This window comes from Comamonas testosteroni, from assembly GCF_000761245.1.
Lineage (GTDB): Bacteria > Pseudomonadota > Gammaproteobacteria > Burkholderiales > Burkholderiaceae_C > Comamonas > Comamonas testosteroni_C.
This window is the reverse complement of sequence record NZ_AWOR01000037.1, coordinates 1-25,858: the sequence shown is the minus strand read 5'-3', so window position 1 is coordinate 25,858 and position 25,858 is coordinate 1. Positions and strand designations below refer to the sequence as shown.

Annotated in this window: 30 protein-coding genes and 4 pseudogenes; 17 read left to right on the top strand and 17 right to left on the bottom strand. The window is 61.1% G+C overall.

Annotation, left to right across the window (positions count from 1 at the left end; translation table 11 throughout):
• Nucleotide 1: 1 nt before the first annotated feature.
• Genes P353_RS07670 through P353_RS07660 form a run of 3 tightly spaced genes read left to right on the top strand, consistent with a single transcriptional unit; the run spans nucleotide 2 to nucleotide 2,799 of the window.
• Nucleotides 2-910: a TniB family NTP-binding protein gene (locus tag P353_RS07670; RefSeq protein ID WP_000393453.1), complete on the top strand. Its 909-nt coding sequence runs from the start codon at nucleotides 2-4 to the stop codon at nucleotides 908-910.
• Nucleotides 907-2,124, top strand: a complete 1,218-nt coding sequence (locus P353_RS07665; protein ID WP_011405615.1) for a TniQ family protein — start codon at nucleotides 907-909, stop codon at nucleotides 2,122-2,124. Before P353_RS07670 ends, P353_RS07665 begins: the two co-directional genes overlap by 4 nt.
• A gap of 60 nt (nucleotides 2,125-2,184) precedes the next feature.
• Nucleotides 2,185-2,799: a recombinase family protein gene (locus tag P353_RS07660; protein ID WP_010981357.1), complete on the top strand. Its 615-nt coding sequence runs from the start codon at nucleotides 2,185-2,187 to the stop codon at nucleotides 2,797-2,799.
• A gap of 38 nt (nucleotides 2,800-2,837) precedes the next feature.
• On the opposite strand, the pseudogene P353_RS29500 reads toward P353_RS07660, so the two are convergent.
• The 4 genes and pseudogenes from P353_RS29500 to merB (P353_RS07640) all read right to left on the bottom strand — a co-directional run.
• Nucleotides 2,838-3,125 (bottom strand): annotated as a pseudogene (locus P353_RS29500) (DUF3330 domain-containing protein); the annotation flags it as partial.
• 48 nt (nucleotides 3,126-3,173) lie between these two features.
• Nucleotides 3,174-3,410: a broad-spectrum mercury transporter MerE gene (gene merE, locus P353_RS07650; protein WP_005413392.1), complete on the bottom strand. Its 237-nt coding sequence runs from the start codon at nucleotides 3,408-3,410 to the stop codon at nucleotides 3,174-3,176.
• Complete coding sequence (gene merD, locus P353_RS07645) at nucleotides 3,407-3,772, bottom strand: mercury resistance co-regulator MerD (protein ID WP_000995361.1); 366 nt, start codon at nucleotides 3,770-3,772, stop codon at nucleotides 3,407-3,409. The genes merE and merD (P353_RS07645) overlap by 4 nt, the downstream gene beginning before the upstream one ends.
• A gap of 111 nt (nucleotides 3,773-3,883) precedes the next feature.
• Nucleotides 3,884-4,522 carry an organomercurial lyase MerB gene (gene merB, locus P353_RS07640; RefSeq protein ID WP_011405612.1) on the bottom strand — a complete coding sequence of 213 codons (639 nt, stop codon included), beginning with the start codon at nucleotides 4,520-4,522 and terminating at the stop codon, nucleotides 3,884-3,886.
• A 68-nt stretch (nucleotides 4,523-4,590) separates the two neighbouring features.
• Between merB (P353_RS07640) and P353_RS07635 the strand changes: the two genes are divergently transcribed.
• The gene (locus P353_RS07635; RefSeq protein ID WP_010981353.1) at nucleotides 4,591-5,025 is read left to right on the top strand and encodes a mercury resistance transcriptional regulator MerR; all 435 of its coding nucleotides are present in this window, start codon (nucleotides 4,591-4,593) and stop codon (nucleotides 5,023-5,025) included.
• A gap of 84 nt (nucleotides 5,026-5,109) precedes the next feature.
• Nucleotides 5,110-5,568, top strand: coding sequence for a hypothetical protein (locus P353_RS29495; RefSeq protein WP_011405611.1), 459 nt, complete (start codon nucleotides 5,110-5,112; stop codon nucleotides 5,566-5,568).
• Nucleotides 5,569-5,658: 90 nt separating this feature from the next.
• On the opposite strand, the pseudogene merD (P353_RS27940) reads toward P353_RS29495, so the two are convergent.
• The 6 genes and pseudogenes from merD (P353_RS27940) to P353_RS07605 all read right to left on the bottom strand — a co-directional run bounded on the left by merD (P353_RS27940) (nucleotide 5,659) and on the right by P353_RS07605 (nucleotide 9,947).
• Nucleotides 5,659-6,006: pseudogene (gene merD / locus P353_RS27940) on the bottom strand (mercuric resistance transcriptional repressor MerD).
• Nucleotides 6,003-6,641 (bottom strand): organomercurial lyase MerB, encoded by a 639-nt coding sequence (gene merB, locus P353_RS07625; RefSeq protein WP_011405610.1) that lies wholly within the window; start codon nucleotides 6,639-6,641, stop codon nucleotides 6,003-6,005. The pseudogene merD (P353_RS27940) and the gene merB (P353_RS07625) overlap by 4 nt, the downstream one beginning before the upstream one ends.
• An 80-nt stretch (nucleotides 6,642-6,721) precedes the next feature.
• Nucleotides 6,722-7,375: a phenylmercury resistance protein MerG gene (gene merG / locus P353_RS07620; protein ID WP_011405609.1), complete on the bottom strand. Its 654-nt coding sequence runs from the start codon at nucleotides 7,373-7,375 to the stop codon at nucleotides 6,722-6,724.
• Nucleotides 7,376-7,410: 35 nt separating this feature from the next.
• Nucleotides 7,411-9,120, bottom strand: coding sequence for a mercury(II) reductase (gene merA, locus P353_RS07615; protein WP_011405608.1), 1,710 nt, complete (start codon nucleotides 9,118-9,120; stop codon nucleotides 7,411-7,413).
• 187 nt (nucleotides 9,121-9,307) lie between these two features.
• A complete protein-coding gene (merP, locus tag P353_RS07610) occupies nucleotides 9,308-9,583 on the bottom strand; it encodes a mercury resistance system periplasmic binding protein MerP (protein WP_011405607.1) in 276 nt (91 codons plus the stop codon).
• Between the two features lie 13 nt (nucleotides 9,584-9,596).
• A complete protein-coding gene (locus P353_RS07605) occupies nucleotides 9,597-9,947 on the bottom strand; it encodes a mercuric transport protein MerT (RefSeq protein WP_001294663.1) in 351 nt (116 codons plus the stop codon).
• 71 nt (nucleotides 9,948-10,018) lie between these two features.
• On the opposite strand from P353_RS07605, the gene P353_RS07600 reads away from it, so the two are divergent.
• Together P353_RS07600 and P353_RS29855 are read left to right on the top strand one after the other, a co-directional pair.
• A complete protein-coding gene (locus P353_RS07600; RefSeq protein ID WP_032490487.1) occupies nucleotides 10,019-10,453 on the top strand; it encodes a mercury resistance transcriptional regulator MerR in 435 nt (144 codons plus the stop codon).
• Nucleotides 10,454-10,631: 178 nt separating this feature from the next.
• Entirely contained in the window at nucleotides 10,632-10,925 is a 294-nt protein-coding gene (locus P353_RS29855; RefSeq protein WP_113707697.1) for a recombinase family protein, read from the top strand.
• A 20-nt stretch (nucleotides 10,926-10,945) separates the two neighbouring features.
• Here the strand turns inward: P353_RS29855 and P353_RS07595 are convergent, their stop codons facing one another.
• The gene (locus P353_RS07595) at nucleotides 10,946-11,833 is read right to left on the bottom strand and encodes an MBL fold metallo-hydrolase (protein WP_232776335.1); all 888 of its coding nucleotides are present in this window, start codon (nucleotides 11,831-11,833) and stop codon (nucleotides 10,946-10,948) included.
• Nucleotides 11,834-11,948: 115 nt separating this feature from the next.
• Between P353_RS07595 and P353_RS07590 the strand changes: the two genes are divergently transcribed.
• Nucleotides 11,949-12,905 (top strand): GlxA family transcriptional regulator, encoded by a 957-nt coding sequence (locus P353_RS07590; protein WP_034367474.1) that lies wholly within the window; start codon nucleotides 11,949-11,951, stop codon nucleotides 12,903-12,905.
• 216 nt (nucleotides 12,906-13,121) lie between these two features.
• Here the strand turns inward: P353_RS07590 and P353_RS07585 are convergent, their stop codons facing one another.
• The gene (locus P353_RS07585) at nucleotides 13,122-13,964 is read right to left on the bottom strand and encodes a helix-turn-helix transcriptional regulator (protein ID WP_003830784.1); all 843 of its coding nucleotides are present in this window, start codon (nucleotides 13,962-13,964) and stop codon (nucleotides 13,122-13,124) included.
• A 118-nt stretch (nucleotides 13,965-14,082) separates the two neighbouring features.
• On the opposite strand from P353_RS07585, the gene P353_RS07580 reads away from it, so the two are divergent.
• From P353_RS07580 to P353_RS27930, 3 genes and pseudogenes are all read left to right on the top strand, one after another.
• Complete coding sequence (locus tag P353_RS07580) at nucleotides 14,083-14,616, top strand: carboxymuconolactone decarboxylase family protein (protein ID WP_032437899.1); 534 nt, start codon at nucleotides 14,083-14,085, stop codon at nucleotides 14,614-14,616.
• A gap of 158 nt (nucleotides 14,617-14,774) precedes the next feature.
• Nucleotides 14,775-15,059, top strand: a complete 285-nt coding sequence (locus P353_RS07575; RefSeq protein WP_229006821.1) for a cytochrome P460 family protein — start codon at nucleotides 14,775-14,777, stop codon at nucleotides 15,057-15,059.
• 28 nt (nucleotides 15,060-15,087) lie between these two features.
• Nucleotides 15,088-15,733, top strand: a pseudogene (locus tag P353_RS27930) (uracil-DNA glycosylase family protein).
• Nucleotides 15,734-15,916: 183 nt separating this feature from the next.
• Here the strand turns inward: P353_RS27930 and P353_RS07565 are convergent.
• On the bottom strand, nucleotides 15,917-16,801 hold the full coding sequence (locus tag P353_RS07565; protein ID WP_003465017.1) for a LysR family transcriptional regulator: 885 nt from the start codon (nucleotides 16,799-16,801) through the stop codon (nucleotides 15,917-15,919).
• Nucleotides 16,802-16,896: 95 nt separating this feature from the next.
• Entirely contained in the window at nucleotides 16,897-18,624 is a 1,728-nt protein-coding gene (locus P353_RS07560) for a Mu transposase C-terminal domain-containing protein (RefSeq protein WP_003830779.1), read from the bottom strand.
• 142 nt (nucleotides 18,625-18,766) lie between these two features.
• Between P353_RS07560 and P353_RS07555 the strand changes: the two genes are divergently transcribed.
• Both P353_RS07555 and glmM read left to right on the top strand, forming a co-directional pair.
• Nucleotides 18,767-19,180: a recombinase family protein gene (locus P353_RS07555; protein ID WP_034367465.1), complete on the top strand. Its 414-nt coding sequence runs from the start codon at nucleotides 18,767-18,769 to the stop codon at nucleotides 19,178-19,180.
• A gap of 133 nt (nucleotides 19,181-19,313) precedes the next feature.
• A pseudogene (gene glmM, locus P353_RS07550) lies at nucleotides 19,314-19,556 on the top strand (phosphoglucosamine mutase); the annotation flags it as partial.
• Nucleotides 19,557-19,791: 235 nt separating this feature from the next.
• Here glmM and P353_RS07545 read toward each other — a convergent pair.
• Nucleotides 19,792-21,285, bottom strand: coding sequence for an IS91-like element ISVsa3 family transposase (locus P353_RS07545; protein WP_001120888.1), 1,494 nt, complete (start codon nucleotides 21,283-21,285; stop codon nucleotides 19,792-19,794).
• A 418-nt stretch (nucleotides 21,286-21,703) separates the two neighbouring features.
• On the opposite strand from P353_RS07545, the gene sul2 reads away from it, so the two are divergent.
• Entirely contained in the window at nucleotides 21,704-22,519 is an 816-nt protein-coding gene (gene sul2, locus P353_RS07540; protein ID WP_001043260.1) for a sulfonamide-resistant dihydropteroate synthase Sul2, read from the top strand.
• 88 nt (nucleotides 22,520-22,607) lie between these two features.
• Here the strand turns inward: sul2 and merR are convergent, their stop codons facing one another.
• Nucleotides 22,608-23,006, bottom strand: coding sequence for an Hg(II)-responsive transcriptional regulator (gene merR, locus P353_RS07535; protein WP_029306736.1), 399 nt, complete (start codon nucleotides 23,004-23,006; stop codon nucleotides 22,608-22,610).
• Between the two features lie 75 nt (nucleotides 23,007-23,081).
• On the opposite strand from merR, the gene P353_RS07530 reads away from it, so the two are divergent.
• Genes P353_RS07530 through P353_RS27905 form a run of 3 tightly spaced genes read left to right on the top strand, consistent with a single transcriptional unit; the run spans nucleotide 23,082 to nucleotide 23,937 of the window.
• A complete protein-coding gene (locus P353_RS07530) occupies nucleotides 23,082-23,429 on the top strand; it encodes a mercuric transporter MerT family protein (protein ID WP_029306735.1) in 348 nt (115 codons plus the stop codon).
• Nucleotides 23,430-23,441: 12 nt separating this feature from the next.
• Entirely contained in the window at nucleotides 23,442-23,717 is a 276-nt protein-coding gene (gene merP, locus P353_RS07525) for a mercury resistance system periplasmic binding protein MerP (RefSeq protein ID WP_029306734.1), read from the top strand.
• A 7-nt stretch (nucleotides 23,718-23,724) separates the two neighbouring features.
• A complete protein-coding gene (locus P353_RS27905) occupies nucleotides 23,725-23,937 on the top strand; it encodes a GDCCVxC domain-containing (seleno)protein (protein ID WP_029306733.1) in 213 nt (70 codons plus the stop codon).
• Here P353_RS27905 and P353_RS07520 read toward each other — a convergent pair.
• Nucleotides 23,934-25,858, bottom strand: a 1,925-nt coding sequence (locus tag P353_RS07520) for a Tn3 family transposase (RefSeq protein ID WP_034367454.1), incomplete at its 5' end; no start/stop codon positions are given. The genes P353_RS27905 and P353_RS07520 overlap by 4 nt on opposite strands.

The following is a 25,858-nucleotide window of genomic DNA, read 5'->3' as shown; positions in this document are numbered from 1 at the left end:
CGTGGAAGAATATCCCATCATCGACTTGTCCCACCTGATGCCGGTGGCCCAGGGCTTGGCCCGTCTTCCGGCGGACGAACGCATCCATCGCCTTCGCGCTGACCGCTGGATCGGCTATCCGCGAGCAGTCGAGGCGCTGAATCGGCTGGAAGCCCTGTATGCGTGGCCGAACAAACAACGCATGCCCAACCTGCTGTTGGTCGGTCCAACCAACAACGGCAAGTCGATGATCGTCGAGAAATTCCGCCGCACCCACCCGGCCAGCTCCGACGCCGACCAGGAGCACATTCCGGTACTGGTCGTGCAGATGCCATCCGAACCGTCGGTAATCCGCTTCTACGTCGCGCTACTTGCCGCGATGGGCGCGCCATTGCGCCCGCGCCCACGGCTGCCGGAAATGGAGCAATTGGCGCTGGCACTGCTACGCAAGGTCGGCGTGCGCATGCTGGTGATCGACGAATTGCACAACGTCCTGGCCGGCAACAGCGTCAACCGCCGGGAATTCCTCAACCTGCTGCGTTTCCTCGGCAACGAGCTGCGCATCCCGCTGGTCGGGGTCGGCACACGCGATGCCTACTTGGCGATCCGCTCGGACGACCAGTTGGAAAACCGCTTCGAGCCGATGATGCTGCCGGTGTGGGAGGCCAACGACGATTGCTGCTCACTGCTGGCCAGCTTCGCGGCTTCGCTCCCGCTGCGGCGACCCTCGTCGATTGCCACGCTGGATATGGCCCGCTACCTGCTCACGCGCAGCGAGGGCACCATCGGCGAGCTGGCGCACCTGTTGATGGCGGCGGCCGTCGCTGCCGTGGAGAGCGGTGAGGAAGCGATCAACCATCGCACGCTCAGCATGGCCGATTACACCGGTCCCAGCGAGCGGCGGCGGCAATTCGAGCGGGAACTGATGTGAAGCCAGCGCCACACTGGCCACTGCATCCGGCTCCCAGGGAAGGCGAAGCCTTGTCTTCGTGGCTCAACCGCGTGGCCCTTTGCTATCACATGGAGGTGTCCGAGCTGCTGGAGCACGATCTTGGTCACGGCCAGGTTGATGACCTGGACACCGCGCCACCACTGGCGCTGCTGGCGATGCTCTCCCAGCGGAGCGGCATCGAGCCGGACCGGCTGCGTTGCATGAGTTTCGCCGGCTGGGTGCCTTGGCTACTGGACAGCCTTGATGATCAGATTCCAGATGCATTGGAAACCTATGCGTTCCAGCTCTCGGTGCTGCTGCCGAAACTCCGCCGTAGGACGCGATCCATCACGAGCTGGCGTGCCTGGCTGCCCAGCCAGCCGATACATCGCGCCTGCCCGCTCTGTCTGAACGATCCGGAGAACCAAGCCGTACTGCTCGCGTGGAAGCTGCCCCTGATGCTGAGCTGCCCACTGCATGGCTGCTGGCTGGAATCCTATTGGGGCGTGCCAGGGCGGTTTCTCGGCTGGGAGAACGCCGACGCCGAACCGCGCACTGCCAGCGACGCGATTGCGGCGATGGACCAGCGTACCTGGCAGGCACTGACGACCGGCCACGTGGAGTTGCCGCGCCGACGCATCCACGCCGGATTGTGGTTTAGGCTGCTACGCACGCTGCTCGATGAGCTGAACACCCCGCTTTCGACGTGCGGCACCTACGCGGGGTATCTCCGCCAAATCTGGGAATGCTGCGGGCATCCGCTGCGTGCTGGGCAAAGTCTGTGGCGACCGTATGAAACCCTGAACCCGGCAGTACGGTTGCAGATGCTGGAGGCGGCGGCAACGGCAATCAGCTTGATTGAGGTGAGGGATATAAGCCCGCCAGGCGAGCACGCAAAGCTATTCTGGTCCGAGCCCCAAACCGGGTTCACCAGTGGCCTGCCGGCGAAAGCGCCGAAGCCCGAACCCGTCGATCACTGGCAGCGTGCAATCCAGGCCATTGATGAGGCCATCATTGAAGCACGACACAACCCCGAGACGGCACGCTCGCTGTTCGCGTTGGCTTCCTATGGTCGGCGCGACCCCGCTTCCTTGGAACAGTTGCGCGCCACCTTCGCGAAGGAAGGCATCCCCCCGGAATTTCTGTCACATTATGAGCCTAGCCTACCCTTTGCATGCCTTAGACAGAATGACGGGTTAAGTGACAAATTTTGACGTGCAGAGCTTCCCGATGCAAACTGTCACATAATCGAACGTATATGTGACAGGTACAAGATGCTGATTGGCTACATGCGAGTATCGAAGGCGGATGGCTCCCAGGCGACGGACTTGCAGCGCGATGCGCTGGTCGCGGCCGGTGTTGATCCGGCGCATCTCTATGAAGACCAAGCGTCCGGAAAACGCGAGGATCGTCCCGGTCTGGCGAGCTGTCTGAAGGCACTACGGCCAGGCGACACGTTGGTCGTTTGGAAACTGGATCGGCTCGGGCGCGACCTGCGCCATCTGATCAATACCGTCCATGACCTGACCGGACGCGGCATCGGCCTCAAGGTGCTGACCGGGCACGGCGCGGCCATTGACACCACGACCGCCGCCGGCAAGCTGGTCTTCGGTATCTTCGCCGCGCTGGCCGAGTTCGAGCGCGAGTTGATCGCCGAGCGCACCGTGGCGGGCCTGGCCTCAGCACGGGCACGCGGCCGGAAAGGCGGCCGGCCGTTCAAGATGACCGCCGCCAAGCTGCGGCTGGCGATGGCGGCAATGGGGCAGTCAGAGACCAAGGTCGGCGACCTGTGCCAGGAACTTGGCATCACGCGGCAGACCCTGTATCGGCATATTTCACCCAAGGGCGAGCTACGTCCAGATGGCGAGAAGCTACTCAGCCGAATTTGATGCCGACATGAGGCGACGTAGCGAAAGCGTGGTTTGTCTCAATTTGACGGCGGCGAACCGCAAGCGTTCGGTTCGCCGCTCGTTTCGGTCGCAGTGCTGGCCCGCGCCTGGAAACGTTGATAACACTCCAGCCCGCAGAAGTGCTCGACGTACTCCGCGCCTTCCGGTGTGAAGGCGGCATCGAGCGGAATTTCCTTGCAGCACACGCAGCAACTGGTGGCGGTCGGATCATTTGCATTCATGGTGGCACCCCTCCATTGACTGACGAAGACGGCGAATGCCGCCGCCGGCATCGGCTTTGCGAACAGAAAGCCTTGCCCGCGCTCGAACGCTTGGGCCCTCCGCCGTAGTCCATCCATCCGGCCGGGAAGCGCTCATGATCTTTCCCTGAATGCCCGCAACGCCCGCGCCAGTGACAGAAGAAACAGGCCGGTCAAACCGAGCGCCGTGATGACCCAATACTCGACAAGGAATGCACCGGCGGTTGTGCCGGCCAGCACGGCAGCGAGGATGGACAGGTGGCAGGGGCAAGTCAGCACGGCCAGCGTGCCCCACAGGTAGCCGGTGAACGGTTTGTGCGTCTCGGCCGGCATGCGCTCGGGGCTGTTCATGGCAAACTCTCCGCATGCTGTGCCGGCGCGGTCGGCATGGCGGCCAACTGCACTTCCAGATTGGCCAACGCTTCGCGCCGGCGTTCGACGAACTGACGCAGCACAGCAAGCTGCGCGGCAGTTTCATCGCAGTTCGCCGCATCCAGCGCCCGGCACAGCCGCGCCAATGCGCCGAGGCCGATGCCCGCCTCGAAGGCGGCCCGCACGAAGCACAGTCGCTGCAAGGCGGCGTCATCGAACAGGCCGTAGCCACCCGTGGTGCAGGCGACTGGCCGCAGCAATCCGCGCAGCAGGTAGTCGCGCACGATATGCACGCTCACCCCGGCATCAAGGGCCAGCCGGGACACCGTGTAGGCGTTCATCGAACACCTCCTTTTGGTCGGTTCACGGCAATGCATATACCGTTTCGCCGAGTTCAATCCGCGCGCTGCGAATCCGATGCCGGTGCCGTAGAACATTGGGTCGATATCCGATCACGGTGTCCTAGATGACATGGTCTGCAACAGATGTCGATTAAACTCCTGGCCCAAGCCGAAAGCCTCGTGGACACTGACGATCGCCAATCCTTCCAATCCTTGATGCTTGGAGGCCCAGTCTTCCGCCGTCGGGACAGATGCAAAGAAATGTACATGGCAACAGAAGGACTGACGAACGTCGGCTGCTTCCTGCGGCAATACCAAGGACACCGCCATGCCGGCAGGTTCGACAGCCTGTATCTCGCTGGGTGAAACCGTAAGCGAAACGGGTGCTCCAGTTGCAGCGCAATGCGACGAGACGCGAGCTGTACGGCCGATTAACGCCGGGAGCATCAGGGTGTCCAGCGCGCACCAGGCATACAGCCGGCGGTTGTCAATTTCCAAGACATGCGACGTCTCGCGCAAGGTGAGGACATAGCCGATGATGTTCCCATCGTTGTCGTATTCGGTACTGGTGGCTTGTTCGAGCACAGCCGCCACTTGCTCAGCGGGCCAGCCAAGAGTCCTGGCAAGCGTAGTTCGCGAAATCGGGCGTCCCTTGGCAAGTTCACCCAGTAGCGCGACCAAGAACTCCGCAAAACCTTTGGGCCGGTTGGTCGGGGTGAGACGTTCTAAAATATATGGGGCGAGCTTCATGGTTCCATCTCCTATTTGAATTGGATAGCGTAACCTTACTTCCGTACTCATGTACGGAGTCAAGCGGTATGGAAAATAATTTGGAGAACCTGACCATTGGCGTTTTTGCCAAGGCAGCCGGCGTCAACGTGGAGACCATCCGGTTCTATCAGCGCAAGGGCTTGTTGCCCGAGCCGGACAAGCCCTATGGCAGCATTCGCCGCTATGGCGCGGCGGACGTGACACGGGTGCGATTCGTGAAATCGGCCCAGCGGTTGGGCTTCAGCCTGGATGAAATCGCCGAGTTGCTGCGGCTCGACGATGGCACCCACTGCGAGGAGGCCAGCAGCCTGGCCGAGCACAAGCTCCAAGACGTGCGCGAGAAGATGGCCGATTTGGCGCGCATGGAGGCTGTGCTGTCTGACCTGGTGTGCGCCTGCCATTCGCGGCAGGGGAATGTTTCGTGTCCGCTGATTGCGTCGTTGCAAGGTGGAACGAGCTTGGCAGGGGCTTCCACAGCTTAGCGTGCTTTATTTTCCGTTTTCTGAGGTGCCCCCTACCAGCAACGCACCGCCGAAGACCGGCAGCAGGAGCGCGAGCAATTCCAGATGGTTAACCGGGGCCTGAAAGACCAGATTCAAGACCTGCAAAACCGGCTCATCCAAGCCGAGTCAAGAGCGTCCGAGCTGATAGACACTAATGCGCAATTACAACGACAAACGCATGAGCTCGAACAGGCCAATGCGATGCACAAAAGCACCTTGGATAGGCAAGTGGCCGATATCCAGAACTTGGAGCATCAACTTAACGACGCCTCGGCAAAAAACCGGGAGCGGAAGCATGAAAGCAAACAATTGGCGGATAATATTGCCGCACTCGCAAGCCAGAAAGCAGATGCCGATAAGCAGGTGGCCGTACTATCCCAAGCATTAGAGGTCACCAAAACGGATCTGAAAGCCTCTCAGAATAGAGCGGAAGTTCTGTCCGATGAGAACAAGTTGATTCTTCAGGAAAAAGCGGTGATTCAGGGGCAGTTTAAGCAGCTTCAGGAGTCACTGTCGCGATAAAGGCTTTAGTCAAACATTCATCGAAAAAGCTATATTAATCAATATATTATATACGAAGTGGCTAATTCCAACGCTTTTACCGGCCGGACCTCAAGTAGCTGCACCGGCCGCCATTTCATTCAAAGAGGCCTCGACGACAGTCAAAACTGTTCGACGCACGTCGATCTTCCATCGCACGCGCTCGACGCATCGGTCCAGGCTTTCGCTATCGTCTGCGTCCAATGCTTTGCAAAGTCGCGCCAGTTCGTCGAGCCCAATTCCGGACTCGAAGGCTGCGCGGAGAAACCGCAGCCTTCCGAGTGTTTTGTCATCGAAAATGTTCTAGCCACTTTCGGTTCGCCGAGCAGGGTGCAACAAGCCGCGTATCATGTAGTCGCGCACGACATGCACGCTGACGCAAGCATCATCAGCCAGCTTCGATATCGAGTACGCATTCATACTGGGCTTTCCTCGCAGTCCTCTAGCAGCTTAAGCGCGACATCATGACCAAGGTCGAACGCACTCTCGACAGGCACGACCTCAATCCCTTGGTGGGTCGAAGCCCACGAATTTGCAATAGACGGAGACGCAAAGAAATGCACATGACAGCAAAACGAACAACGAATGTCGGGCGAAGTATCCGGAGTTCGCAGTGAAACCATTGCTTCTGCCGGTTCGACATGAAGCACTGCTTCTGGTGCAACGGTGAGAGTGATCGGCCTACCGGTGGCGGCGCAGCGGGAAGTGACACGGGCAATCTTGCCGGTCAAGGCGGGAAACATCAAGGTGTCCAGCGCACACCATGTGTACAAATGACGGCCATCCACCTCAAAAACGTGAGAGGTTTCACGTAGTGTCAGCCCCAGTCCAATGATATTGGCCTCGTCGTCATATTCCGTACCAGGTGCCTGCTCAAGTACCGTTGCAACTCTCGCTCCAGACCATCCGAGTGCGCCGGCGAGCTTTTCGCGTGATACAGGTCCCCCCATCGCTAGCTGTCGGAGCAGCGCGACAAAGAGCGTTGCGAACTCTTTAGGATGATTGCCAGATGAAAGGCTTTCGGCAATCTTTTTGGAATAAATAGTCTTGTCCATTTTCCACCTGTTATATCGGGCAGCGATCAACCGGGATAAACCTTACTCGGCGGTTACGTCCTGCGCTTAACAAAGACGAATTACTTTGTGCCTTGCCGGCGTTGCCATTCCTCGGCCAGCAGCTGGGCTTGCTGTAACTGTTCGGGCTTCATTTGAGCTGCATAGTCTGCAACGACTTTTGCTGCTGTCGGTTCTCCCGACGCTGCGGCCAGACTCATCCACTGGTATGCCTGCACCTGGTCGGGCGCGATGTCGGTAAGACCCTTTGCAAACAGCTGGGCCAGCCTGACTTGAGCCTGCGTGTGTCCCTGCTCGGCAGCGAGGCGGTACCACTTGAAAGCCTCTGCATCGTTGGCAGGAGCCGCACGCCCATTCTTATACATACCGTCGACTTCACTTCCGTAGAGGCGCCCGAGGTTGAACTGTGCATCGGCTTCACCCTGCTCGGCCGCCCTGCGGAACCACTGGATCGATGCCGCGTGGTTTTGCTTTACGCCCATACCGCATTTGTACGCAAGACCCATGATGTTCTGAGCCATGGCATCGCCAGCCCTGGCCTTCTTTTCCCAATCACTGACGGTCTCTGGCGACAATGTTTCAATCGCGGCGCCGAGCTTAGAAAAATCATAAGCCGCCAACGCTTGGTTTGGCATGCCTAACGTTGCGGTACTTGCCAGTACGATCGTCAAGCACGCGCGTACACGGCGTAATTTAAGTCTGATGTCACAAAACATAAAAACTCCTCTGTCCCTGTTTTGGTGCCCAAGGTTTAGCCGGCACAGCACGATAGCTGTGTCACATCCTTCGAAAAAGTCTGTGCCACCAGTTTGAGACCTTCAACCATGGTGAGGTAAGGGAAAAGCTGGTTAGCCAGATCCTGGACGGTCATGCGGGCCCGGATGGCAATCGCGGCAGTCTGGATGATTTCGCCTGCTTCCGGTGTCACAGCCTGGACTCCGAGAATGCGTCCGGACCCTGCCTCAGCAACAAGCTTGATAAAGCCGCGGGTATCGAAGTTGGCGAGTGCACGCGGCACATTGTCGAGCGTGAGCGTACGGCTTTCGGTTTGCAGACCAATGCGCTGGGCCTCTGCTTCACTGTAGCCTACCGTGGCAACTTGCGGATCGGTGAACACGACTGCCGGCATGGCGTCGAGATCGAGCTTTACGTCGCCGCCGGTCATATTAATGCCAGCCCGGGTACCAGCCGCGGCTGCAACGTAGACGTACTGAGGCTGGTCAGTGCAGTCGCCAGCTGCGTAAATGTTCGAAGCACTCGTGCGCATGCCTTGATCGATCAGGATGCGATGTTGCGAGTCAAACGTCACACCTGCGCGCTCGAGATTCAGGCTTGCGGTATTTGGCGTGCGGCCGGTGGCAACAAGCAATTGATCCACCTTTAACTCGCCCTGCGCGGTCGTCAGGATGAATTGGCGGTCGCAATAGGTCACGGCACTCGCCTGCGTCTGTGTCAGCACCGTGATGCCTTCCGCACGGAAAGCTGCAGTCACGGCCTCGCCAATGGCAGGGTCGTCACTGGCAAACAAGGTGCGCCGGGCCAGGACCGTCACCTCGCTGCCCAAGCGCGCAAACGCTTGTGCCAGTTCCAGTGCTACGACCGAGGCGCCAATTACTGCCAGCCGTTTAGGAATGGCTTCGCTAACCAGGGCTTCGGTGGACGTCCAATATGGCGTTCCTGCAAGACCAGGCAACGGCGGGATGGCAGCGCTTGCACCAGTGGCAATGAGACAGCGATCGAAGGCCACTTCGCGAGTGTCACCTTCTGCCGCTTCCACGATAAGCGTTTGGCCATCCTTGAATCGGGCGCTGCCTCGCACCAGATTGATCGACGGATTGCTTTCGAGGATGCTTTCATATTTAGCATGACGCAGCTCGTCCACACGGGCCTGCTGTTGCGCCAGCAGACGGTCACGCAGGACAACTGGGGGCGTTGCCGACAGTCCCACGTCAAAAGGACTTTCGCGTCGCAGATGAGCGATATGCGCTGCCCGAATCATGATCTTAGAAGGGACGCAGCCCACGTTGACGCAGGTGCCGCCGATAGTTCCCCGCTCGATCAGGGTGACACGGGCACCGTTTTCAGCTGCCTTCAGCGCTGCTGCCACAGCGGCGCCGCCAGTACCGATGATCGCCACATGCAGCTGACCTGCCGGTTTCTCCACCGCGCGCTCGCCGCTCAGCCACTGGGCGGCTTTGCCAAGGAGTCCTGGCTGTTCAACACTGCGCTCTTTGCTTTCAAATTCGTCTGTAGGCGTAGCACCGTAACCAAGGGCGCCCACTGCTGCTACGAGCGCGGACACGTCAAGCCTATTGCCTGTGACTTGCGCCTTGTTCGATGGATAATCGACAGCCGCTCGCGTTACGCCGGGGACCGCCAGCAGCGCGTCCTCAACGTGCCTTGTACAACTTGGGCAAGTCATTCCCGCCACGCTCAAACCAACTTCGTTTAACTCTTGCATTCCGCTCTCTCTTTTATCCGTTGTGCCCAAGCCAACTAGTACGACGCCTCGGTCACTGAATCGGTTGTGCGCTTCAGGGAACAGGCTCCGTGGGTCGTTTACAGGCTGCTCACGCGATGACGACCGGCAGAATCGCCTGAGCGGCATCTCTGCCGTGGTTCTAGCGATGCTGCCGTTATTTGTTGCCTTACTTCTTCAGCTCAGATGGGTAGCCTACATCCGTCGTCGCCTTGCTAAGCGCCTGGACGTTGGTCTTCGCATCGTCAAACGTTACGACGGCAAGCTTGGTTGAGAAGTCGACCTCGGTCTTGCTAACACCGTCGACCTTGCTCAAGGCCTTTTTAATGGTGATAGGACAAGTCGCGCAGGTCATGCCAGGAACGGCCAAGGTGACCGTCTGCGTGGCGGCCCACACCGGGGCAACAGCGGCGGCGAGGGCAAGGGAGGCAAACAGTTTCTTCATGATGAACTCCTGGTTAATAGAAAAATGGAACGACATAGGGAAATCCAAGCGCGACCAGGACCAGCACGGCCACGATCCAGAAAATCAGCTTGTAGGTGGCGCGCACCTGCGGAATCGCGCAGACCTCACCTGGCTTGCATGCCTGCACGGGCCGGTAAATCCGCTTCCAGGCGAAGAACAGCGCCACTAGCGCCGCGCCGATGAACAACGGTCGATAGGGTTCCAGCACCGTCAGGTTGCCGATCCAAGCACCGGAGAAGCCCAGGGCGACCAGTACTAGCGGCCCCAGGCAGCAGGTCGATGCAAGAATGGCGGCCAGCCCGCCGGCGAAGAGCGCACCGCGCCCGTTTTGTGGTTCAGACATACGTTGGCCCTTTTGAATTTGGATTGGATAGCGTAACCTTACTTCCGTACTCATGTACGGAGTCAAGCGATATGGAAAATAATTTGGAAAACCTGACCATTGGCGTTTTTGCCAAGGCGGCCGGGGTCAACGTGGAGACAATCCGCTTCTATCAGCGCAAGGGCCTGTTGCCGGAACCGGACAAGCCTTACGGCAGCATCCGCCGCTATGGGGAGGCGGACGTGGTTCGGGTGAAATTCGTGAAATCGGCACAGCGGCTGGGGTTCAGTCTGGACGAGATTGCCGAGCTGTTGCGGCTCGACGATGGCACCCACTGCGAGGAGGCCAGCAGCCTGGCCGAGCACAAGCTCCAAGACGTGCGCGAGAAGATGGCCGATTTGGCGCGCATGGAGGCTGTGCTGTCTGACCTGGTGTGCGCCTGCCATTCGCGGCAGGGGAATGTTTCGTGTCCGCTGATTGCGTCGTTGCAAGGTGGAACGAGCTTGGCAGGGGCTTCCACAGCTTAGCGTGCTTTATTTTCCGTTTTCTGAGACGACCACAGATCAGAAAAGACTGTGCAGCCGACTCTTGATATTCCGTGCAGTCACCTTCTGAAAATGACAGGAGGCAGCACACCCATAAGGTGTTGTGCGTTGCTAAAACGTATTGCAAAATAAAAACAAATGGCAATAGGAATAAGCAATCATGCGCATCGGTTACGCCCGCGTTTCGACCCAAGAGCAAGACAACCAAGCTCAAATCTCTGCCTTGCAATCGGCAGGGTGTGGGTTGATCTTCCAGGAGAAGGCCTCTGGTGGGCGCTGGGATCGTCCGGAGCTGCATCGGTTGCTTGGCCACCTGCGCTGTCGTTTTCAGAAGACGGCTGCACTGAACGTCAGAAGCCGACTGCACTATAGCAGCGGAGGGGTTGGATCCATCAGGCAACGACGGGCTGCTGCCGGCCAAAAGCGGTCTCTGGTCCCCCGTGTCCGGTCTTGACGACGAGGCACCGTAGTAGTTTAGAACCGGAGGGTTTCGCCATCCTCGGGAATCAGCACCCGTTGCTCAATTTTATGGTCTTGCACAAACTCACGCAGGGCCTTGCGGGTGAGTGACATGTGGTTCACCGCATCCATGTGCACGGCCACGATGGCCGCATGGGGCGCTGCCTTGGTGGCCTGGAGTGTGTCCTGCTTGCCCATGATGATGGGATGCTCCTCAAAGCCACTCACGAGCGCGCTCCCTGTGTTGAGGATCACCACGTCGGGCTTGTGCAGCTTCAGTGCCTGATCCACTTCCGGACGCCACACCGTGTCCCCCGCCACGTAGACCGTCTTTGCCTGCGGCGCCGCAAACACGACCCCCATGACCGGGCCCATGAACGCCGCACGCGCGGGGTCGGCAAACCACAAATCCGTGCCGTGCTGACCGCCGGTCCTGCTCAGCTTCACACCCTTGAAGGTGGTGGAGCCGGTGAGCACGCGGACGTCCTGGAAGCCTTGGCTGCGAATGAGCTTGGCATCCGCTTCGTTCTGCGTGAAGACCGGCAGGCTCTTGGGGATCGCCTTTTGAGCGGCCTCATCCCAATGGTCTGTATGGGTGTGGGTCACGACCACTGCTTCCACGCTGTCCAGCACATCCTTCACTGAAAAGGGCAGCGCGACCAAGGGGTTTCTCAGTTCGCTGCGGTAAGTGCCCGGGAAGCCGGGGAACGCCCCTTGGTCCGACAGCATCGGGTCGACCAGGAAGGTCGTGCCAGCAAAGTCGATCTTCACCGTGGCGTTACGGATCTGCTGCACTTTGACCGAGGTGCCGGTGACGGTTGCCGGTGCAGACCAGGCGGTTGCCGCAAAGGCGCCCAGCGACAGCGAGACCAGCAGGGGAGTGAAAGCTTTCATCGAGAACATGGGGGACACCCGCGTTGAGTTGAAGAGGCCTCCATGGTCGTGTCTCTCGCCCCTTTGTAGAATTGACCCAAGCGTCAATATTCGAAAGAATTGGGCCACTTCACCCAGGAGCTTCATGTCAAAGCGACTTCCCCTCGTGGCCCTCGTGAGCTACCCGCACTTCAGCCCGTTTCACTTTGGCGTGCCGTTCTTGATCTTCAGTGCGCAGTTGCCCGAGCAGGCGCTGTTCGATCTGAAGATCGTCACGCCAGGCGGCACCGCGCTGGCGGCCGAGCGGGCCTTGTTCGTCCAACCCGATGGCGGGCTGGAGTTGCTGGCCAAGGCTGACATCGTCGTGATCCCCGGTTGGCATGATCTGGCCGAGCGTCCTGAGCCCGAGCTGATAGCCGCCTTGCGCCAGGCCCGCCAGCGGGGTGCCCATGTGGTGGGGCTGTGCTACGGCGCGTATGTCCTCGCCTATGCGGGCTTGCTGGATGGCAAACGCGCATCCACACACTGGATGGCGGAGCAGGATTTCAAGCTGCGCTTTCCGCAAGTGCAACTGGACATGAATGCGCTGTATGTCGATGACGATGGCCTGATCACATCGGCGGGAACAGGGGCGGGCCTGGACTGCTGCCTCTACATCGTGCGCAAGTTCTACGGCCAGAAAACGGCCAACAAAGTCGCCCGGATGATGGTGGTGCCGCCTCACCGCGAAGGAGGACAGGCTCAGTTCATTGAACAGCCGCTTGCCCCTTCCACGCAAGATGCCAGGATCAATCAGTTGCTGGACCATTTGCGCCAGCACCTGAACCAGGTCCACTCGGTCGATGCGCTGGCCCAACGCGCCGCCATGAGCCGGCGCACGTTCACGCGCCACTTCAGCAAGGCGACCGGCATGTCGTTGGGAGACTGGCTCATCAACGAACGCCTGCAGCGGACCCGAGAGCTGCTGGAAAGCACCACCTTGCCGGTGGAAGCCATCTCTGACCTGGTCGGATTTCAGAACCCGACCTCGCTGCGTCAGCACTTCAAGCGCAGAAACCAGGTCAGTCCCAGTGAATGGCGAAGAACCTTTGGGCGCGCGTGAGCTTTGTCTGCTCCGGGCGGGACAGCGTCATCCAGCTACCTGCGCCACTGACTCAGCCTTGTCCAGCCGGCCGCGCCGCACGAACAGACTGACCAGCCGTTGACGGATCGCCACCTGGAGTTCCGCCAGTTGTTCCGGCGTGATGCGAATTTCACCCGCTCGACGAGCGCAACACCGGCGCCGCCTACGCCAAGAACCGGCGAATCGAACTCAAACTCACGAACCGCTGAGCGCCGCGTCACCGCGCTGCTGCGCCAGCCAGTCGCGCGGGGCGCAGCCCATGCGCACGCGGAAGGCGCGCGCCAGAGCGTTCGGGCTGCCGTAGCCGACGCGGTCGGCCACCACCGCCACCGGCCGCCCCTGCTTGAGCAGGGTGCAACTGACGTTCATCCGCCAGTCGGCCAGATAGTCGCCCGGCGTGACGCCCACCGCGTCCTTGAACGCGGCGGCGAAGCGCGCGCGTGACATGCCCGCCTTCGCCGCCAGCGCCTCGAGCGACCACGCGGTCTGCGGCGCATCGTGCATGGCGGTTATGGCGCGCGCGAGTTTCGGGTCGGCCAGGCCCGCCAGCAGTCCGGTGGCGCCAAGCCGCCCATCCATCAGATAACGCAGCAACTGGATCAGTAGCAACTCGCACAAGCGGTCGATGGCGGCCTGCCGACCGCACTGGTCGCGCTCGGCTTCGGCAAACAGCAACTCTAGCGTCGGCCCGAGGCCGGGCAAGTCCGCCAACGGAATCAGCAGCATCGACGGCAAGGCCATGGCCAACGGATTGCCCGTCGAAGCGCCCAGGTCGACCTCCGCACACAACTGCTCAGCGGTATCGCCGGGGGCGGCGACAAAACGATGCGACGCCACGCGCGGATAAAACAGCAGGCTCGGCTCGGTAACCAGCAGATCTTCATGCACGGGCGAACGCGCCGTAATCGGGCCGCGCCGCACCAGATGGATATAGCCATGCGGCGCCGCGTAATGATGCTGCCCACAGAAGGCGCCGCTGTGAAAAACGCGCGCCGAAAGCGAGTAGTGCCGGAGCAAGCCGGCCAGTCGATCCGCCATTCCACTCTCCATATAAAGACGATAGGTTACGTATTTGATACTTTACGTGCCATATCGTACCAAACAAAGGGCGATCATGCCCACGTGCTCTTGCACCTCACCCACTACGGAGATAGACATGACCCAAATCGCCCCCCTGACCATCGACACCGCTGACGCCGCTACCGCTGCCACACTCAAGGCCGTCAAAGCCAAGCTTGGCATGGTGCCGAACCTGTTCGCCACGCTGGCCCACGCGCCGGCGGCGCTCAATGGCTACCTCGGCTTGTCCGAAACGCTGGGCACCGGCCGCCTGAATGCCTCCCAGCGCGAGATCGTTGCGCTCGCTGCCGGTCAAGCCAATCGCTGCCAGTATTGCCTGAGCGCACACACCCTGATCGGCAAAGGTGCCGGACTGTCGGCAGAGGCCATCGCCGCGGCCCGCACCGGCCAGGCGGCCAACGCACTTGACGATGCAATCGCCGGCTTTGCCCGCGCGCTGGTCGAGCAACGCGGCGTGGTGTCGGCCGACGCCATGGCCAACTACCGCCGCGCGGGGCTCGACGACGGCCTGATACTGGAAGTGATCGCCAACGTCGCGCTGAACACGCTCACCAACTACACCAACCACATCGCCGACCCCACGGTGGATTTCCCCGTGGTCGCCGTCTGATCTCCATAGGCATATAAGGAGAACACGATGAAAATCGCACTCACCGGCGCTCTGCTCGCCAGCGCCCTCGTCCTGCCACTGGCCGTCACGGCCGGCGACTAAAGGCCTCGGCCGAGCACTACCGCAAGACCGGCAAGTTCTTGGACGGCGCCACGCTGGTGAAAGAGATCCGCAAGCTCGAAACCAGCGCCATGACCACTGGCAACCCTGTGGTCTGGGGTTCCGATGCGGCCGTGTGGTTCGTGATGGTCAAGGACGCCAAAGGCCGTTTCGCCAGCAACCCCTTGTGGGGCGACGGCTGGGGCTGGGCGCTGTTCAAGGCCGACGCCCCCGCCAAGAATGTCGCCGTCAGCTACGAAGCCGACTGCATGGGCTGCCATGTGCCGGCGGCCAAGACCGACCGCGTATTCATCCAGGGCTATCCGACACTGACCCAGCACTGACTTGCTGCCGGGTTACGCTTCGCGCAGGATGGCACCTCCGTCCTGCGCGAGCCACCCTTTCCGGAAGCGCGCCATGCCGACACTCGACGCCTTTCTGACCGACGTCCGCGCCTGCACGCGCTGCGCACCGCATCTGCCACACGGCGTGCAGCCGGTCTTCCAGTTTCACCCGAGTGCGCCCATCCTCATCGCCGGCCAAGCACCGGGGGCCCGGGTCCATGCCTCAGGCGTGCCCTTCGACGACGCCAGCGGCGCGCGTCTGCGCGCCTGGCTGGGCGTGGACCGCGACACCTTCTACGACCCTACCCGCATCGCCATTCTGCCCATGGGCTTCTGTTATCCGGGCACCGGCAAAAGCGGTGACCTGCCGCTACGCCCGGAGTGCGCCCCCCGCCTGGCGCGAAGCCTTCATGCAGCGTTTCGAGCGCCTGTCGCTGGTCATCGTGCTGGGCAGCTACGCCATGGACTACCACCTCGGTACTGGCAAGACGCCGCTCACCCGGGTGGTCGAAGCCTGGCGCGAGCACTGGCCGCAAGCGTTCCCCCTGCCTCACCCTAGCCCGCGCAACAATCGCTGGCTGGTGCGCAACCCCTGGTTCCAACAAGACGTGCTGCCCGCGCTGCAAGCACGCGTCCAGGCAGTCCTCACCGCCAACCCCAAGGAAACCCCATGACCGACGACACCGCCGCCATTACCGAGCTGCTGCACAAGTACTACGACACCCTGGCCTGGGCGAACGGAGACAGGCACCGGCTTTGGAGCGATGAACGACGGCTTCAGGTGCGGTAGCTGACGCCTGGGACCTCAATCACCGTATGACCGGGTCGAAAGCGGTCCTTTCTCTGACAACATCGCCCTAGCCCGCACTCAACCCCCACAACACATCCAGCACATGTTGCGTAGGCCGCTCGACGTCCCCACCACGGTGGGCAATACCAAGTTGACGCCACAATAAGGGCTGTAATGGCCGCATGACGATCCTGGTATCGGGCAATGGCGTGGAGGCTTCATGCGGCAACAACGTCGCACCATAACCGGCCGCCACTAGGCTTTTGATCGCATCGTTGTAGTTCAGTTGAATACGCGGCGTGGGCTGCCGTCCATCACTGGCGAACCACTCCGAGGTCAAGCGCGAAAGCCGAGTAGTTTTGTCATTCAGAATTAATGGCTGGGCGGCCAGCCAACCGGGGGTCACAACATCCGGGCATTCCCAGCGAGCCGGCAAGAAGGCCATGACCGGGTCCCGCCGCCATGGCTCGATCCGCAATTCCTTCACCGGGGTCTGTGGCAGCGCGACCAGACCGATCTCCAAAGAGCCCTCGGCAAGCTTCTTCAAAGTTTCCTGCGACGTGAGCACCGCGACCTGCACATCGATAGCGGGATGGCGTTGGCCCAACGTCTCCAAAGCTTGCGGCATCAACTGTGCGATGGCCCCTGTGGAGGCACCCAGCCGCACACGCCCGGCCAAGCCCTGCACCTGACGCTCCACGTCCTCAAGCGCCTGCTCCGCATCCGCCAACAGGCGCCGCGCGCGCTCCACCAGCGTTTCTCCAATCGCCGAAGGCTGAATGCGCCCACGTGTGCGCGACAACAGCTTTCCGCCAACCCGCGACTCCAGGTCGGCAATATGCAAACTGACCGTGGGTGGCGCGAGGTGCAGCACACGGGCCGCCTCGGCAAACGAACCCAGGTCGGCAATGGCCACCAACGTGCGCAGACGGTCCAGGCTGATTTCGCGCATGAGTCACTCCTTGTTCAGAAAAGCTGAATTTCATCGTTTAGAAATTCAACTTTTCCTATCTTAGCCCCTCACTGAAGATTGGAACTCCTGATTTCCTATGTCCGAGAGCATTCCATGGCAAGTCCTCTTATATTCATCGACGGCGACCACTCCTCGATCTGATCGAACGGTTTGGCCGGCGGCAGGTTGTCTGCCTGCGGGTCAGCCATGTCCACATCCGGCGGTATGGGCTTGGCCGGTGGCTCCGACGTCTTGAGGTGCTGGCGGCGATCAGCGTCGCGCCGCGCCTTGCGCGTGGCCTTCTGGGCGGTGGTCACGATCTCGCGCATCTGCCCGATCATGCGGAACAGCGCCGACTCGTCCACCTGCTCGCGCCCGAGCTGACGCAATTTGGCCAGCGCCTGGCGTTGTTCCCAGAGGGTGACGGCCGGATGGGACAAGGTGCGGTAGTGGATCTCCAGATAGTGCTGACCTTCCGGTTCCAGTACCCAGATGCGGCTGATGTCGCGCGGATCGCGCCGGATCAGGAAGGCGGGCAAGCGCTCGCGCCGGGCAATCCACGGCTTGAGGGCGTCGGCGTAGTAGTGGATGTGGTCGATGACAAAGCCGGTGCGGGTCAGGGTGCGGCGGATCACCGGCAGGAAATCGACCAAAAACGCGGTGGGGCGGGTAACGACGGCCGGGACGCCAACGCGCTCCACGGCCTCGGCCCAGCGCGCGGCCGGCGGCTGGAGCAGGCCGTTGTGCACGGAGCCGTGATAGGTGCCTACCGCCAACGCGAGCCAGCGCTCCAGCTCGCGCAGCGTCAGGGTGGCCATCTTCTCGGAATCGTACTCGCCGCGCTGGCCGGGATTGGAGAAGGTCGTCCCCGGTAATTCGTCGTGGATCATCTGCATCGCCGTGCCGATGATCCGTTCCACGATGCCGCCGTAGTGCGGCTGGCCTGGTGGGCGATAGTCCAGCCGGATGCCATGCTGTTCGCAGCCACGGCGCAGCGCTTCGCTTTTGAACTCGGCCGCGTTGTCCAGATAGAGCAGCCTGGGCTTGCCGCTCATCGGCCAGTCCATTTCCACATTCAGCCCTTCCAGCCAGGGCCGCTTGTCGCAGGCGGCATGCGCGAGGCATAGGCCGACCGAGACGGCGGACGGCGCTTCCAGCGTGACCACCATGCCGAGTACGCAGCGCGTGAACACGTCGATGGCGAGGGTCAAATATGGGCGGCCAATCGGTTGCCGGTCGCGCTCGTCGACCACGATCAGGTCGATGACGGTGTGGTCGATCTGCACCTGTTCCAGCGGCATGGTGACTTCTGGCGGAATGCCACCCGCGCCTTGCAAGGGACGGGCAGCGTCCTGCCCGCCCCGGCTGCGGGCTATTTTCGCCGGGTGTAGTCCGGCAATCCGCTGGGCCACGGTGTTGCGCGCCGGCACCGGCAGCTTCTGGGTTTTGCACGCCTGCGCGACTTCGCGGTGGAACGCCGCCAGGCTGCGTTTCTGCTTGGTCAGGAAGCGCTTTTGCAGCAGCTCGCGGATGATGCGCTCGACCGGTTCCGGCAAGCGCCCCTTGCCTTTGCCGCCGCCGGATCGGCCGGGCGTCAGGTCTGTTACCAGGCCAGTACCCTGCCGGGCGCGACGGATCAGGACATATACCTGTCGCCGGGACAGGCCCAGCGCTTGGGCTGCCTCATCGGCGGCTTCATGCCCGACCACCTCAAGCGCTGCCAGTGGCCCGATGATTTCCGTCCGGTGCCGGGCTTGCGCCCATGCCTCGTCGGGCAGGGTGGCCACGCCTTGCGCGGCAATCGGTGGAGTGTCTGATGTCATGCCCAAACCTCGCTTTGGTGCACACGAGTATTGAGCATAGTCGAGATTGGTGCAGACGACTCCTGATATTGGGCTGTCAGGAGCCGTATGCACACCAGGCGTTACATCCAGTCAGATGGTGCGGTCGTCTTCTGAAAACGACATGCGCAAGGCCGATGTGGTGGTGGTATGGAAACTGGATCGCTTGTCCCGGTCCTTGAAAGACCTGCTGCTGACCTTGGAAAAGATTGAAGAAGCGGGCGCGGGCTTTCAGAGTCTCACTGAATCTATCGACACCACGACACCGGCTGGACGAATGATGATGCAGATCGTCGGTTCATTCGCGGAGTTCGAGCGGGCGATGCTACGCGAGCGCACGCGGCACGGTCTGGAAGCTGCGCGCAAGGATGGGCGCGTCGGCGGCCGACGTCCGAAGCTGACGCAGCAACAGCAAAAAGAGATCGTCGCCCTGATCACGTCGGGGCAGAAGACGGGGGCTGATGCTGCCCGCTTGTTTCGAGTCCATCCTTCCACCGTTGTGCGGCTGCTGGCCAAGCATCGGCAGGGGCCGGGGTAGTCCGGCTTAGCGTACTTTGCGGTCCGTTTTCTGAGACGACCCCTTAACTGCACATTCGGGATATTTCTCTATATTCGCGGTTCAGCAGGCATGTCCCCTTTGAGGGCGACCCGACGACAGGATAATCGACCTTATGGTGCGCAAATATTTCGGCACAGACGGTATTCGTGGCAAAGCCAACGAAGGCGCGATGACGGCGGAAACCGCCTTGCGCGTCGGCATGGCGGCTGGCCGTGTCTTTCGTCGCGGTGACCACCGCCATCGTGTCGTGATCGGCAAGGATACGCGCCTGTCGGGCTATATGCTTGAACCCGCGCTCACAGCCGGTTTCACCTCGATGGGCATGGACGTATTCCTTTTTGGCCCGCTGCCGACAACGTATAGGAAGAATAAACGCCCTTTTCACCCAAGTCCAACAGCTTTGGACCGCAGTTGACTCTTTCGACACCCCTGCGATGCAACCCAATCCGGCTGACGGGGAGCCAGCAACGCTGAAAATTTACCCTCCTCTTTCCCACTAGCGGCTCCTTTTCCGACAACCAGCACGGCGGATCCCTGCCGCGGCGCTGTGAACGCAGCATTTTGATTGGTATCGTTGGCCTTCAGGCTCGTCAGTCAAACAGACCCAGGAGCAGCTCAGCCGGTGGCGCCCGGCTTTCGGGTAACGCCCTGGTCCCGCTGGTTTCGGCTTTGTGCTTCAGGTGATCAAGGATCTGCTTGATCACTATAGGGTCTTCAATGCAGGCGATGACTTTCATGGCGCCGCCGCAGCCGCTGCAGGTCTCGATGTCGATATTGAAAACACGCTTGAGCCGTTGCGCCCATGTCATCGACGCTCGCCGTTGTGCTGGTGTTGCCGGTTCATCAGCCACCCTGACCTTGTTGCCCCTGCCCCGTTTTGCCGGCGTGACCAACGCCCGGTGCCGACTGTTGGGTGCGAACACCCCGTGGAAGCGGGTTAGGTTGACTCTGGGCTTCGGTACCAGGGCGGCCAGCCTTGCAATGAAATCCAATGGTTCGAAAATGACGTGCGTGGTGCCGTCCCGGTACGGCGTCTTGAGCTGGTAGCGCACGTTGCCGCCTCGTGTTAACGACAGCCGCTTCTCGGATACCGCCGGGCGGCTGATGTACCGGCACAGCCGTTCGAGCTTCTTGCGTTCATCGGCCCTGGCCGCCACGCCGGCGTGCAGGCTGGACCCGGCTACCTTGCCAATCCCGTCACCGAACGGATCACCACTGGTCGGCAGAGTTTGCAAAGTGAACACCTTTCGCCCCGCCTGTGAACCGACAGCGATACGGTAAGTGATCGAGTGCCCCAGCAGGGGTGTCATCGGGTCGTCATCCACCGCATCCGAGGCCAGATAGCTGTTTTCGACATCCCGTTCCAGCAGGCCTTGCCGTTCCAGATAGCGACCCACCCGGTGGGCGATGGTGTGCGTCAGCTGGGTGAGCTCTGGGCTGGTCGGCGCCTTGACCCAGCGGAAACGCGCTGAGCCGTGGGATTGCTCGACATACACACCGTCGAGAAACAGCATGTGGAAGTGAACATTCAGATTGAGCGCCGATCCAAAACGCTGGATCAGGGTGACCGCGCCCGTCTTGGCCACTTGGTGGGTATGGCCCGCTTTCTTGACCAGGTGCGTGGCAATGACGCGGTAAACGATGCCCAGCACCCACCCCATGATCTCGGGCCGGCTGGCAAACAGGAAACGCAGCTGAAACGGGAAGCTCAACACCCACTGACGCATGGGTTGTTCAGGCAGTACTTCATCAACCAGCAAGGCGGCACTTTCGGCCATCCGCCGCGCCCCACAGCTCGGGCAGAAACCGCGACGCTTACAGCTGAAAGCGACCAGGTGCTCGGCGTGGCAAGACTCGCAGCGAACCCGTAGAAAGCCATGCTCCAGCCGCCCGCATTGGAGAAATTCTTCAAATTCCCGTTGCACATAGCCCGGCAATTCCTTTCCCTGCTCTGCCATAAGCGCAGCGAATGCCGGGTAATACTCGTCAACGATCTGATAGAGAAGGGTTTGCTCGGGTCGGTGGCTCTGGTAACGACCAGTATCCCGATCCCGGCTGGCCGTCCTGGCCGCCACATGAGGCATGTTCCGCGTCCTTGCAATACTGTGTTTACATACAGTCTATCGCTTAGCGGAAAGTTCTTTTACCCTCAGCCGAAATGCCTGCCGTTGCTAGACATTGCCAGCCAGTGCCCGTCACTCCCACTCTATTGTAAACAAGACATTTTTATCTTTTATATTCAATGGCTTATTTTCCTGCTAATTGGTAATACCATGAAAAATACCATGCTCAGAAAAGGCTTAACAATATTTTGAAAAATTGCCTACTGAGCGCTGCCGCACAGCTCCATAGGCCGCTTTCCTGGCTTTGCTTCCAGATGTATGCTCTTCTGCTCCTGCAGCTAATGGATCACCGCAAACAGGTTACTCGCCTGGGGATTCCCTTTCGACCCGAGCATCCGTATGAGACTCATGCTCGATTATTATTATTATAGAAGCCCCCATGAATAAATCGCTCATCATTTTCGGCATCGTCAACATAACCTCGGACAGTTTCTCCGATGGAGGCCGGTATCTGGCGCCAGACGCAGCCATTGCGCAGGCGCGTAAGCTGATGGCCGAGGGGGCAGATGTGATCGACCTCGGTCCGGCATCCAGCAATCCCGACGCCGCGCCTGTTTCGTCCGACACAGAAATCGCGCGTATCGCGCCGGTGCTGGACGCGCTCAAGGCAGATGGCATTCCCGTCTCGCTCGACAGTTATCAACCCGCGACGCAAGCCTATGCCTTGTCGCGTGGTGTGGCCTATCTCAATGATATTCGCGGTTTTCCAGACGCTGCGTTCTATCCGCAATTGGCGAAATCATCTGCCAAACTCGTCGTTATGCATTCGGTGCAAGACGGGCAGGCAGATCGGCGCGAGGCACCCGCTGGCGACATCATGGATCACATTGCGGCGTTCTTTGACGCGCGCATCGCGGCGCTGACGGGTGCCGGTATCAAACGCAACCGCCTTGTCCTTGATCCCGGCATGGGGTTTTTTCTGGGGGCTGCTCCCGAAACCTCGCTCTCGGTGCTGGCGCGGTTCGATGAATTGCGGCTGCGCTTCGATTTGCCGGTGCTTCTGTCTGTTTCGCGCAAATCCTTTCTGCGCGCGCTCACAGGCCGTGGTCCGGGGGATGTCGGGGCCGCGACACTCGCTGCAGAGCTTGCCGCCGCCGCAGGTGGAGCTGACTTCATCCGCACACACGAGCCGCGCCCCTTGCGCGACGGGCTGGCGGTATTGGCGGCGCTGAAAGAAACCGCAAGAATTCGTTAACTGGGGTCGTCTCAGAATTCGGAAAATAAAGCACGGTAAGCAGTTTGCAGCGCCCGTGCGCGTCGTTACCAGCACCTCAACTGCCCGCTCAATCCTTGGCCAGCACGTCGATGATCGGACAAGTCGTATGGCCGTCCCTCGCGTCGCACTGCTGTACCAGTTCCTCCAGCACCCGCTGCATGGCCACGAGGTCAGCCATCTTCTGCTCGATCAGACCCAGCTTGCGCACGGCCAATTCCTGAGTCTCGCCGCAGGCGCACGCCGCATCCAAGGTCAGCAGTGCGGCCACCTCATCGAGTGTGAAGCCGAGCGCCTGTCCCCGCTTGATGAATCGCACACGCTTGGCCTGCTCGGGCGCATAGCGCCGATGCCCACCTGGCGGCTTGGGCGGCTCACCCAACAGGCCACGTCGCTGGTAGTAGCGAATCGTCTCGATATTCACCCCGGCGGCGTCAGCCAGCTTGCCGATGGTCAGTTCTGTTCCCATCACATTCCCCTTGACTCCGTACTTAGGTACGGGATTTAGAGTAACACTTGGGCAAACAGGTTCAAGGAAAACGACATGGCACGACTCACTGAAAAAGGCTCGTTGATCGCGGGCGTACTGGCCGCCATCGGCGCGTCGGTGTGCTGCGTCGGGCCACTTGTCCTGCTGGCACTCGGCATTGGTGGCTCATGGGTTGGCAGCCTGACCGCGATGGAGCCGTACCGACCCTTTTTCATCGGCATGACGCTGCTGTTTCTAGGACTGGCCTTCCGCAAGCTCTATCTGGTGCCGCAGGTCTGCACGCCCGGCACGCCGTGCGCTGATCCGCGCACACGCCAGCGGCAGCGCCTGACGTTCTGGATCGTTACCGTGCTGCTGCTTGGCCTGTTGGCCGTGCCGTGGCTCGCCCCACTGTTCTACTGAAAGGAGATCCCCATGCGCAAACTGCTGATTGCCCTGTTGGCAGCCGTGCCGCTCGCCGTGCTGGCCACCACCCCGAAAACCGTCACGCTGGCCGTGCAGAACATGACCTGCGAGCTATGCCCGATCACGGTCAAGAAGTCGTTGGAGAAGGTGCCCGGTGTGAGCGCCGTCAAAGTCGATTTCGACAAGAAAACGGCCACCGTCACCTATGACGCCGACAAGACCAAGCCGGAAGCGTTGACCTCGGCCACGACGAACGCAGGCTATCCGTCCACCGTGCAAAGGTGACGCCACGATGAACGCCGTCATCCTCGAATCCGTCCTGACCTGCCCGCACTGCGGCCACGCACAGCAGGAAACCATGCCCACGGACGCCTGCCAGTTTTACTACGAGTGCCCGGCCTGCCATACGCTGCTGCGTCCAAAGCCGGGCGATTGCTGTGTGTTCTGTTCGTTCGGATCGGTACCATGCCCGCCGATCCAGCAGCAGCGTGGGTGCTGCGGTTAAGTCGGGGACAACGGTCGCAATGGCCTGAACTTGCCCGGGCCGATCTTGGCGCTGCTGCGCCAGAGGTAATCGCCGGTCAGGTTGATGTGCTCCCAGCCGAGCGGCGAAAGGTACTGCAACAGCCCGTCATCGACGGTCTGGCCATGGCCACGCAAGGCGTTCGCGGCCCGCTCCAGATAGACCGTATTCCACAACACTATGGCCGCCGTCACCAGGTTGAGGCCGGAAGCGCGATAGCGTTGCTGCTCGAAACTGCGGTCGCGGATTTCACCCAGGCGGTTGAAGAACACGGCGCGGGCCAGCGCGTTGCGTGCCTCGCCTTTGTTCAGCCCGGCATGCACGCGGCGGCGCAGCTCGACGCTTTGCAGCCAGTCCAGGATGAACAGGGTGCGCTCGATGCGTCCCAGCTCGCGCAGCGCCACGGCCAAGCCGTTCTGACGCGGGTAGCTGCCGAGTTTTCGGAGCATCAGCGAGGCCGTCACCGTGCCCTGCTTGATCGAGGTGGCCAGCCGCAGGATTTCGTCCCAATGGGCGCGGACGTGCTTGATATTGAGCGTGCCGCCGATCATCGGCTTGAGCGCCTCATAGGCGGCATCGCCCTTCGGGATGTAGAGCTTGGTGTCGCCCAGGTCGCGGATGCGCGGGGCGAAGCGGAAGCCCAGCAGGTGCATCAACGCAAAGACGTGATCGGTGAATCCGGCCGTGTCGGTGTAGTGTTCCTCGATGCGCAGGTCGGATTCGTGGTACAGCAGGCCGTCGAGCACGTAGGTCGAGTCGCGCACGCCGACGTTCACTACCTTGGTGTGGAACGGTGCGTACTGGTCGGAGATGTGGGTATAGAACGTCCGCCCTGGGCTGCTGCCGTATTTCGGGTTGATGTGGCCGGTGCTCTCGGCCTTGCTGCCAGTGCGGAAGTTCTGACCGTCCGACGATGACGTGGTGCCGTCGCCCCAGTGCTCGGCAAAGGGATGGCGGAACTGCGCGTTGACCAGCTCGGCCAGGGCCGCCCCGTAGGTTTCGTCGCGGATGTGCCAGGCTTGTAGCCAGGCCAGCTTGGCGTAGGTCGTGCCGGGGCAGGACTCGGCCATTTTGGTCAAGCCCAGGTTGATCGCGTCGGCCAGGATCGTGGTCAGCAGCAGATTCTTGTCCTTGGCCAGGTCGCCTGACTTCAGGTGCGCGAAGTGACGGGTAAAACCGGTCCATTCGTCCACCTCCAGCAGCAGTTCGGTGATCTTGACGTGCGGCAGAACCATCGCCGTCTGGTCGATCAACGCCTGCGCGGTGTCGGGCACCGCCGCATCGAGCGGCGTGATCTTCAGGCCCGACTCGGTGATGATGGCATCCGGCAGGTTATTGGCCGCTGCCATGCGGTTGACGGTGACAAGTTGCGTTTCCAGCAGTGTCAGCCGCTCATGCAGGTACTGGTCGCAGTCGGTGGCCACGGCCAGCGGCAATTCGCTGGCCAGCTTGAGGCTGGCGAATTTCGCGGGCGGCACCAGGTAGTCCTCGAAGTCCTTGAACTGGCGCGATCCCTGCACCCAGATGTCGCCCGAGCGCAGCGCGTTCTTGAGTTCCGATAGTGCGCACAGCTCGTAGTAGCGCCGGTCGATGCCGGCGTCGGTCATCACCAGCTTCTGCCAGCGCGGCTTAATGAAGTCGGTCGGCGCGTCGGCGGGCACCTTGCGGGCGTTGTCGCTGTTCATGCCGCGCAGCACCTCGATGGCGTCGAGTACGTCCTTGGCGGCGGGCGCGGCCCGCAGCTTGAGCACGGCAAGGAATTCCGGCGCGTAGCGGCGCAGCGTGGCGTAGCTCTCGCCGATGCGGTGCAGGAAATCGAAGTCCTCGGGTTGGGCGAGTTTCTGCGCCTCGGTGACGCTCTCGGCGAAGGCGTCCCAGGACATGACGGCCTCGATGGCGGCGA

Coding starts and splice junctions, on each gene's coding strand:
- P353_RS27905 (WP_029306733.1), top strand. CDS start 23,725: ATGAACGCCGTCATCCTCGAATCCGTCCTGACCTGCCCGCACTGCGGC.
- merG (WP_011405609.1), bottom strand. CDS start 7,375: ATGTTTTGTGACATCAGACTTAAATTACGCCGTGTACGCGCGTGCTTG.
- P353_RS29495 (WP_011405611.1), top strand. CDS start 5,110: ATGGTTAACCGGGGCCTGAAAGACCAGATTCAAGACCTGCAAAACCGG.
- P353_RS07580 (WP_032437899.1), top strand. CDS start 14,083: ATGACCCAAATCGCCCCCCTGACCATCGACACCGCTGACGCCGCTACC.
- sul2 (WP_001043260.1), top strand. CDS start 21,704: ATGAATAAATCGCTCATCATTTTCGGCATCGTCAACATAACCTCGGAC.
- merB (WP_011405610.1), bottom strand. CDS start 6,641: ATGGACAAGACTATTTATTCCAAAAAGATTGCCGAAAGCCTTTCATCT.
- P353_RS07595 (WP_232776335.1), bottom strand. CDS start 11,833: ATGTTCTCGATGAAAGCTTTCACTCCCCTGCTGGTCTCGCTGTCGCTG.
- P353_RS07530 (WP_029306735.1), top strand. CDS start 23,082: ATGGCACGACTCACTGAAAAAGGCTCGTTGATCGCGGGCGTACTGGCC.
- P353_RS07565 (WP_003465017.1), bottom strand. CDS start 16,801: ATGCGCGAAATCAGCCTGGACCGTCTGCGCACGTTGGTGGCCATTGCC.
- P353_RS07555 (WP_034367465.1), top strand. CDS start 18,767: ATGCGCAAGGCCGATGTGGTGGTGGTATGGAAACTGGATCGCTTGTCC.
- merD (WP_000995361.1), bottom strand. CDS start 3,772: ATGAACGCCTACACGGTGTCCCGGCTGGCCCTTGATGCCGGGGTGAGC.
- P353_RS07590 (WP_034367474.1), top strand. CDS start 11,949: ATGTCAAAGCGACTTCCCCTCGTGGCCCTCGTGAGCTACCCGCACTTC.
- P353_RS07585 (WP_003830784.1), bottom strand. CDS start 13,964: ATGGCGGATCGACTGGCCGGCTTGCTCCGGCACTACTCGCTTTCGGCG.
- P353_RS07660 (WP_010981357.1), top strand. CDS start 2,185: ATGCTGATTGGCTACATGCGAGTATCGAAGGCGGATGGCTCCCAGGCG.
- merB (WP_011405612.1), bottom strand. CDS start 4,522: ATGAAGCTCGCCCCATATATTTTAGAACGTCTCACCCCGACCAACCGG.
- P353_RS07545 (WP_001120888.1), bottom strand. CDS start 21,285: ATGCCTCATGTGGCGGCCAGGACGGCCAGCCGGGATCGGGATACTGGT.
- merR (WP_029306736.1), bottom strand. CDS start 23,006: ATGGGAACAGAACTGACCATCGGCAAGCTGGCTGACGCCGCCGGGGTG.
- merA (WP_011405608.1), bottom strand. CDS start 9,120: ATGCAAGAGTTAAACGAAGTTGGTTTGAGCGTGGCGGGAATGACTTGC.
- merP (WP_011405607.1), bottom strand. CDS start 9,583: ATGAAGAAACTGTTTGCCTCCCTTGCCCTCGCCGCCGCTGTTGCCCCG.
- P353_RS07635 (WP_010981353.1), top strand. CDS start 4,591: ATGGAAAATAATTTGGAGAACCTGACCATTGGCGTTTTTGCCAAGGCA.
- merP (WP_029306734.1), top strand. CDS start 23,442: ATGCGCAAACTGCTGATTGCCCTGTTGGCAGCCGTGCCGCTCGCCGTG.
- P353_RS29855 (WP_113707697.1), top strand. CDS start 10,632: ATGCGCATCGGTTACGCCCGCGTTTCGACCCAAGAGCAAGACAACCAA.
- P353_RS07600 (WP_032490487.1), top strand. CDS start 10,019: ATGGAAAATAATTTGGAAAACCTGACCATTGGCGTTTTTGCCAAGGCG.
- merE (WP_005413392.1), bottom strand. CDS start 3,410: ATGAACAGCCCCGAGCGCATGCCGGCCGAGACGCACAAACCGTTCACC.
- P353_RS07605 (WP_001294663.1), bottom strand. CDS start 9,947: ATGTCTGAACCACAAAACGGGCGCGGTGCGCTCTTCGCCGGCGGGCTG.
- P353_RS07560 (WP_003830779.1), bottom strand. CDS start 18,624: ATGACATCAGACACTCCACCGATTGCCGCGCAAGGCGTGGCCACCCTG.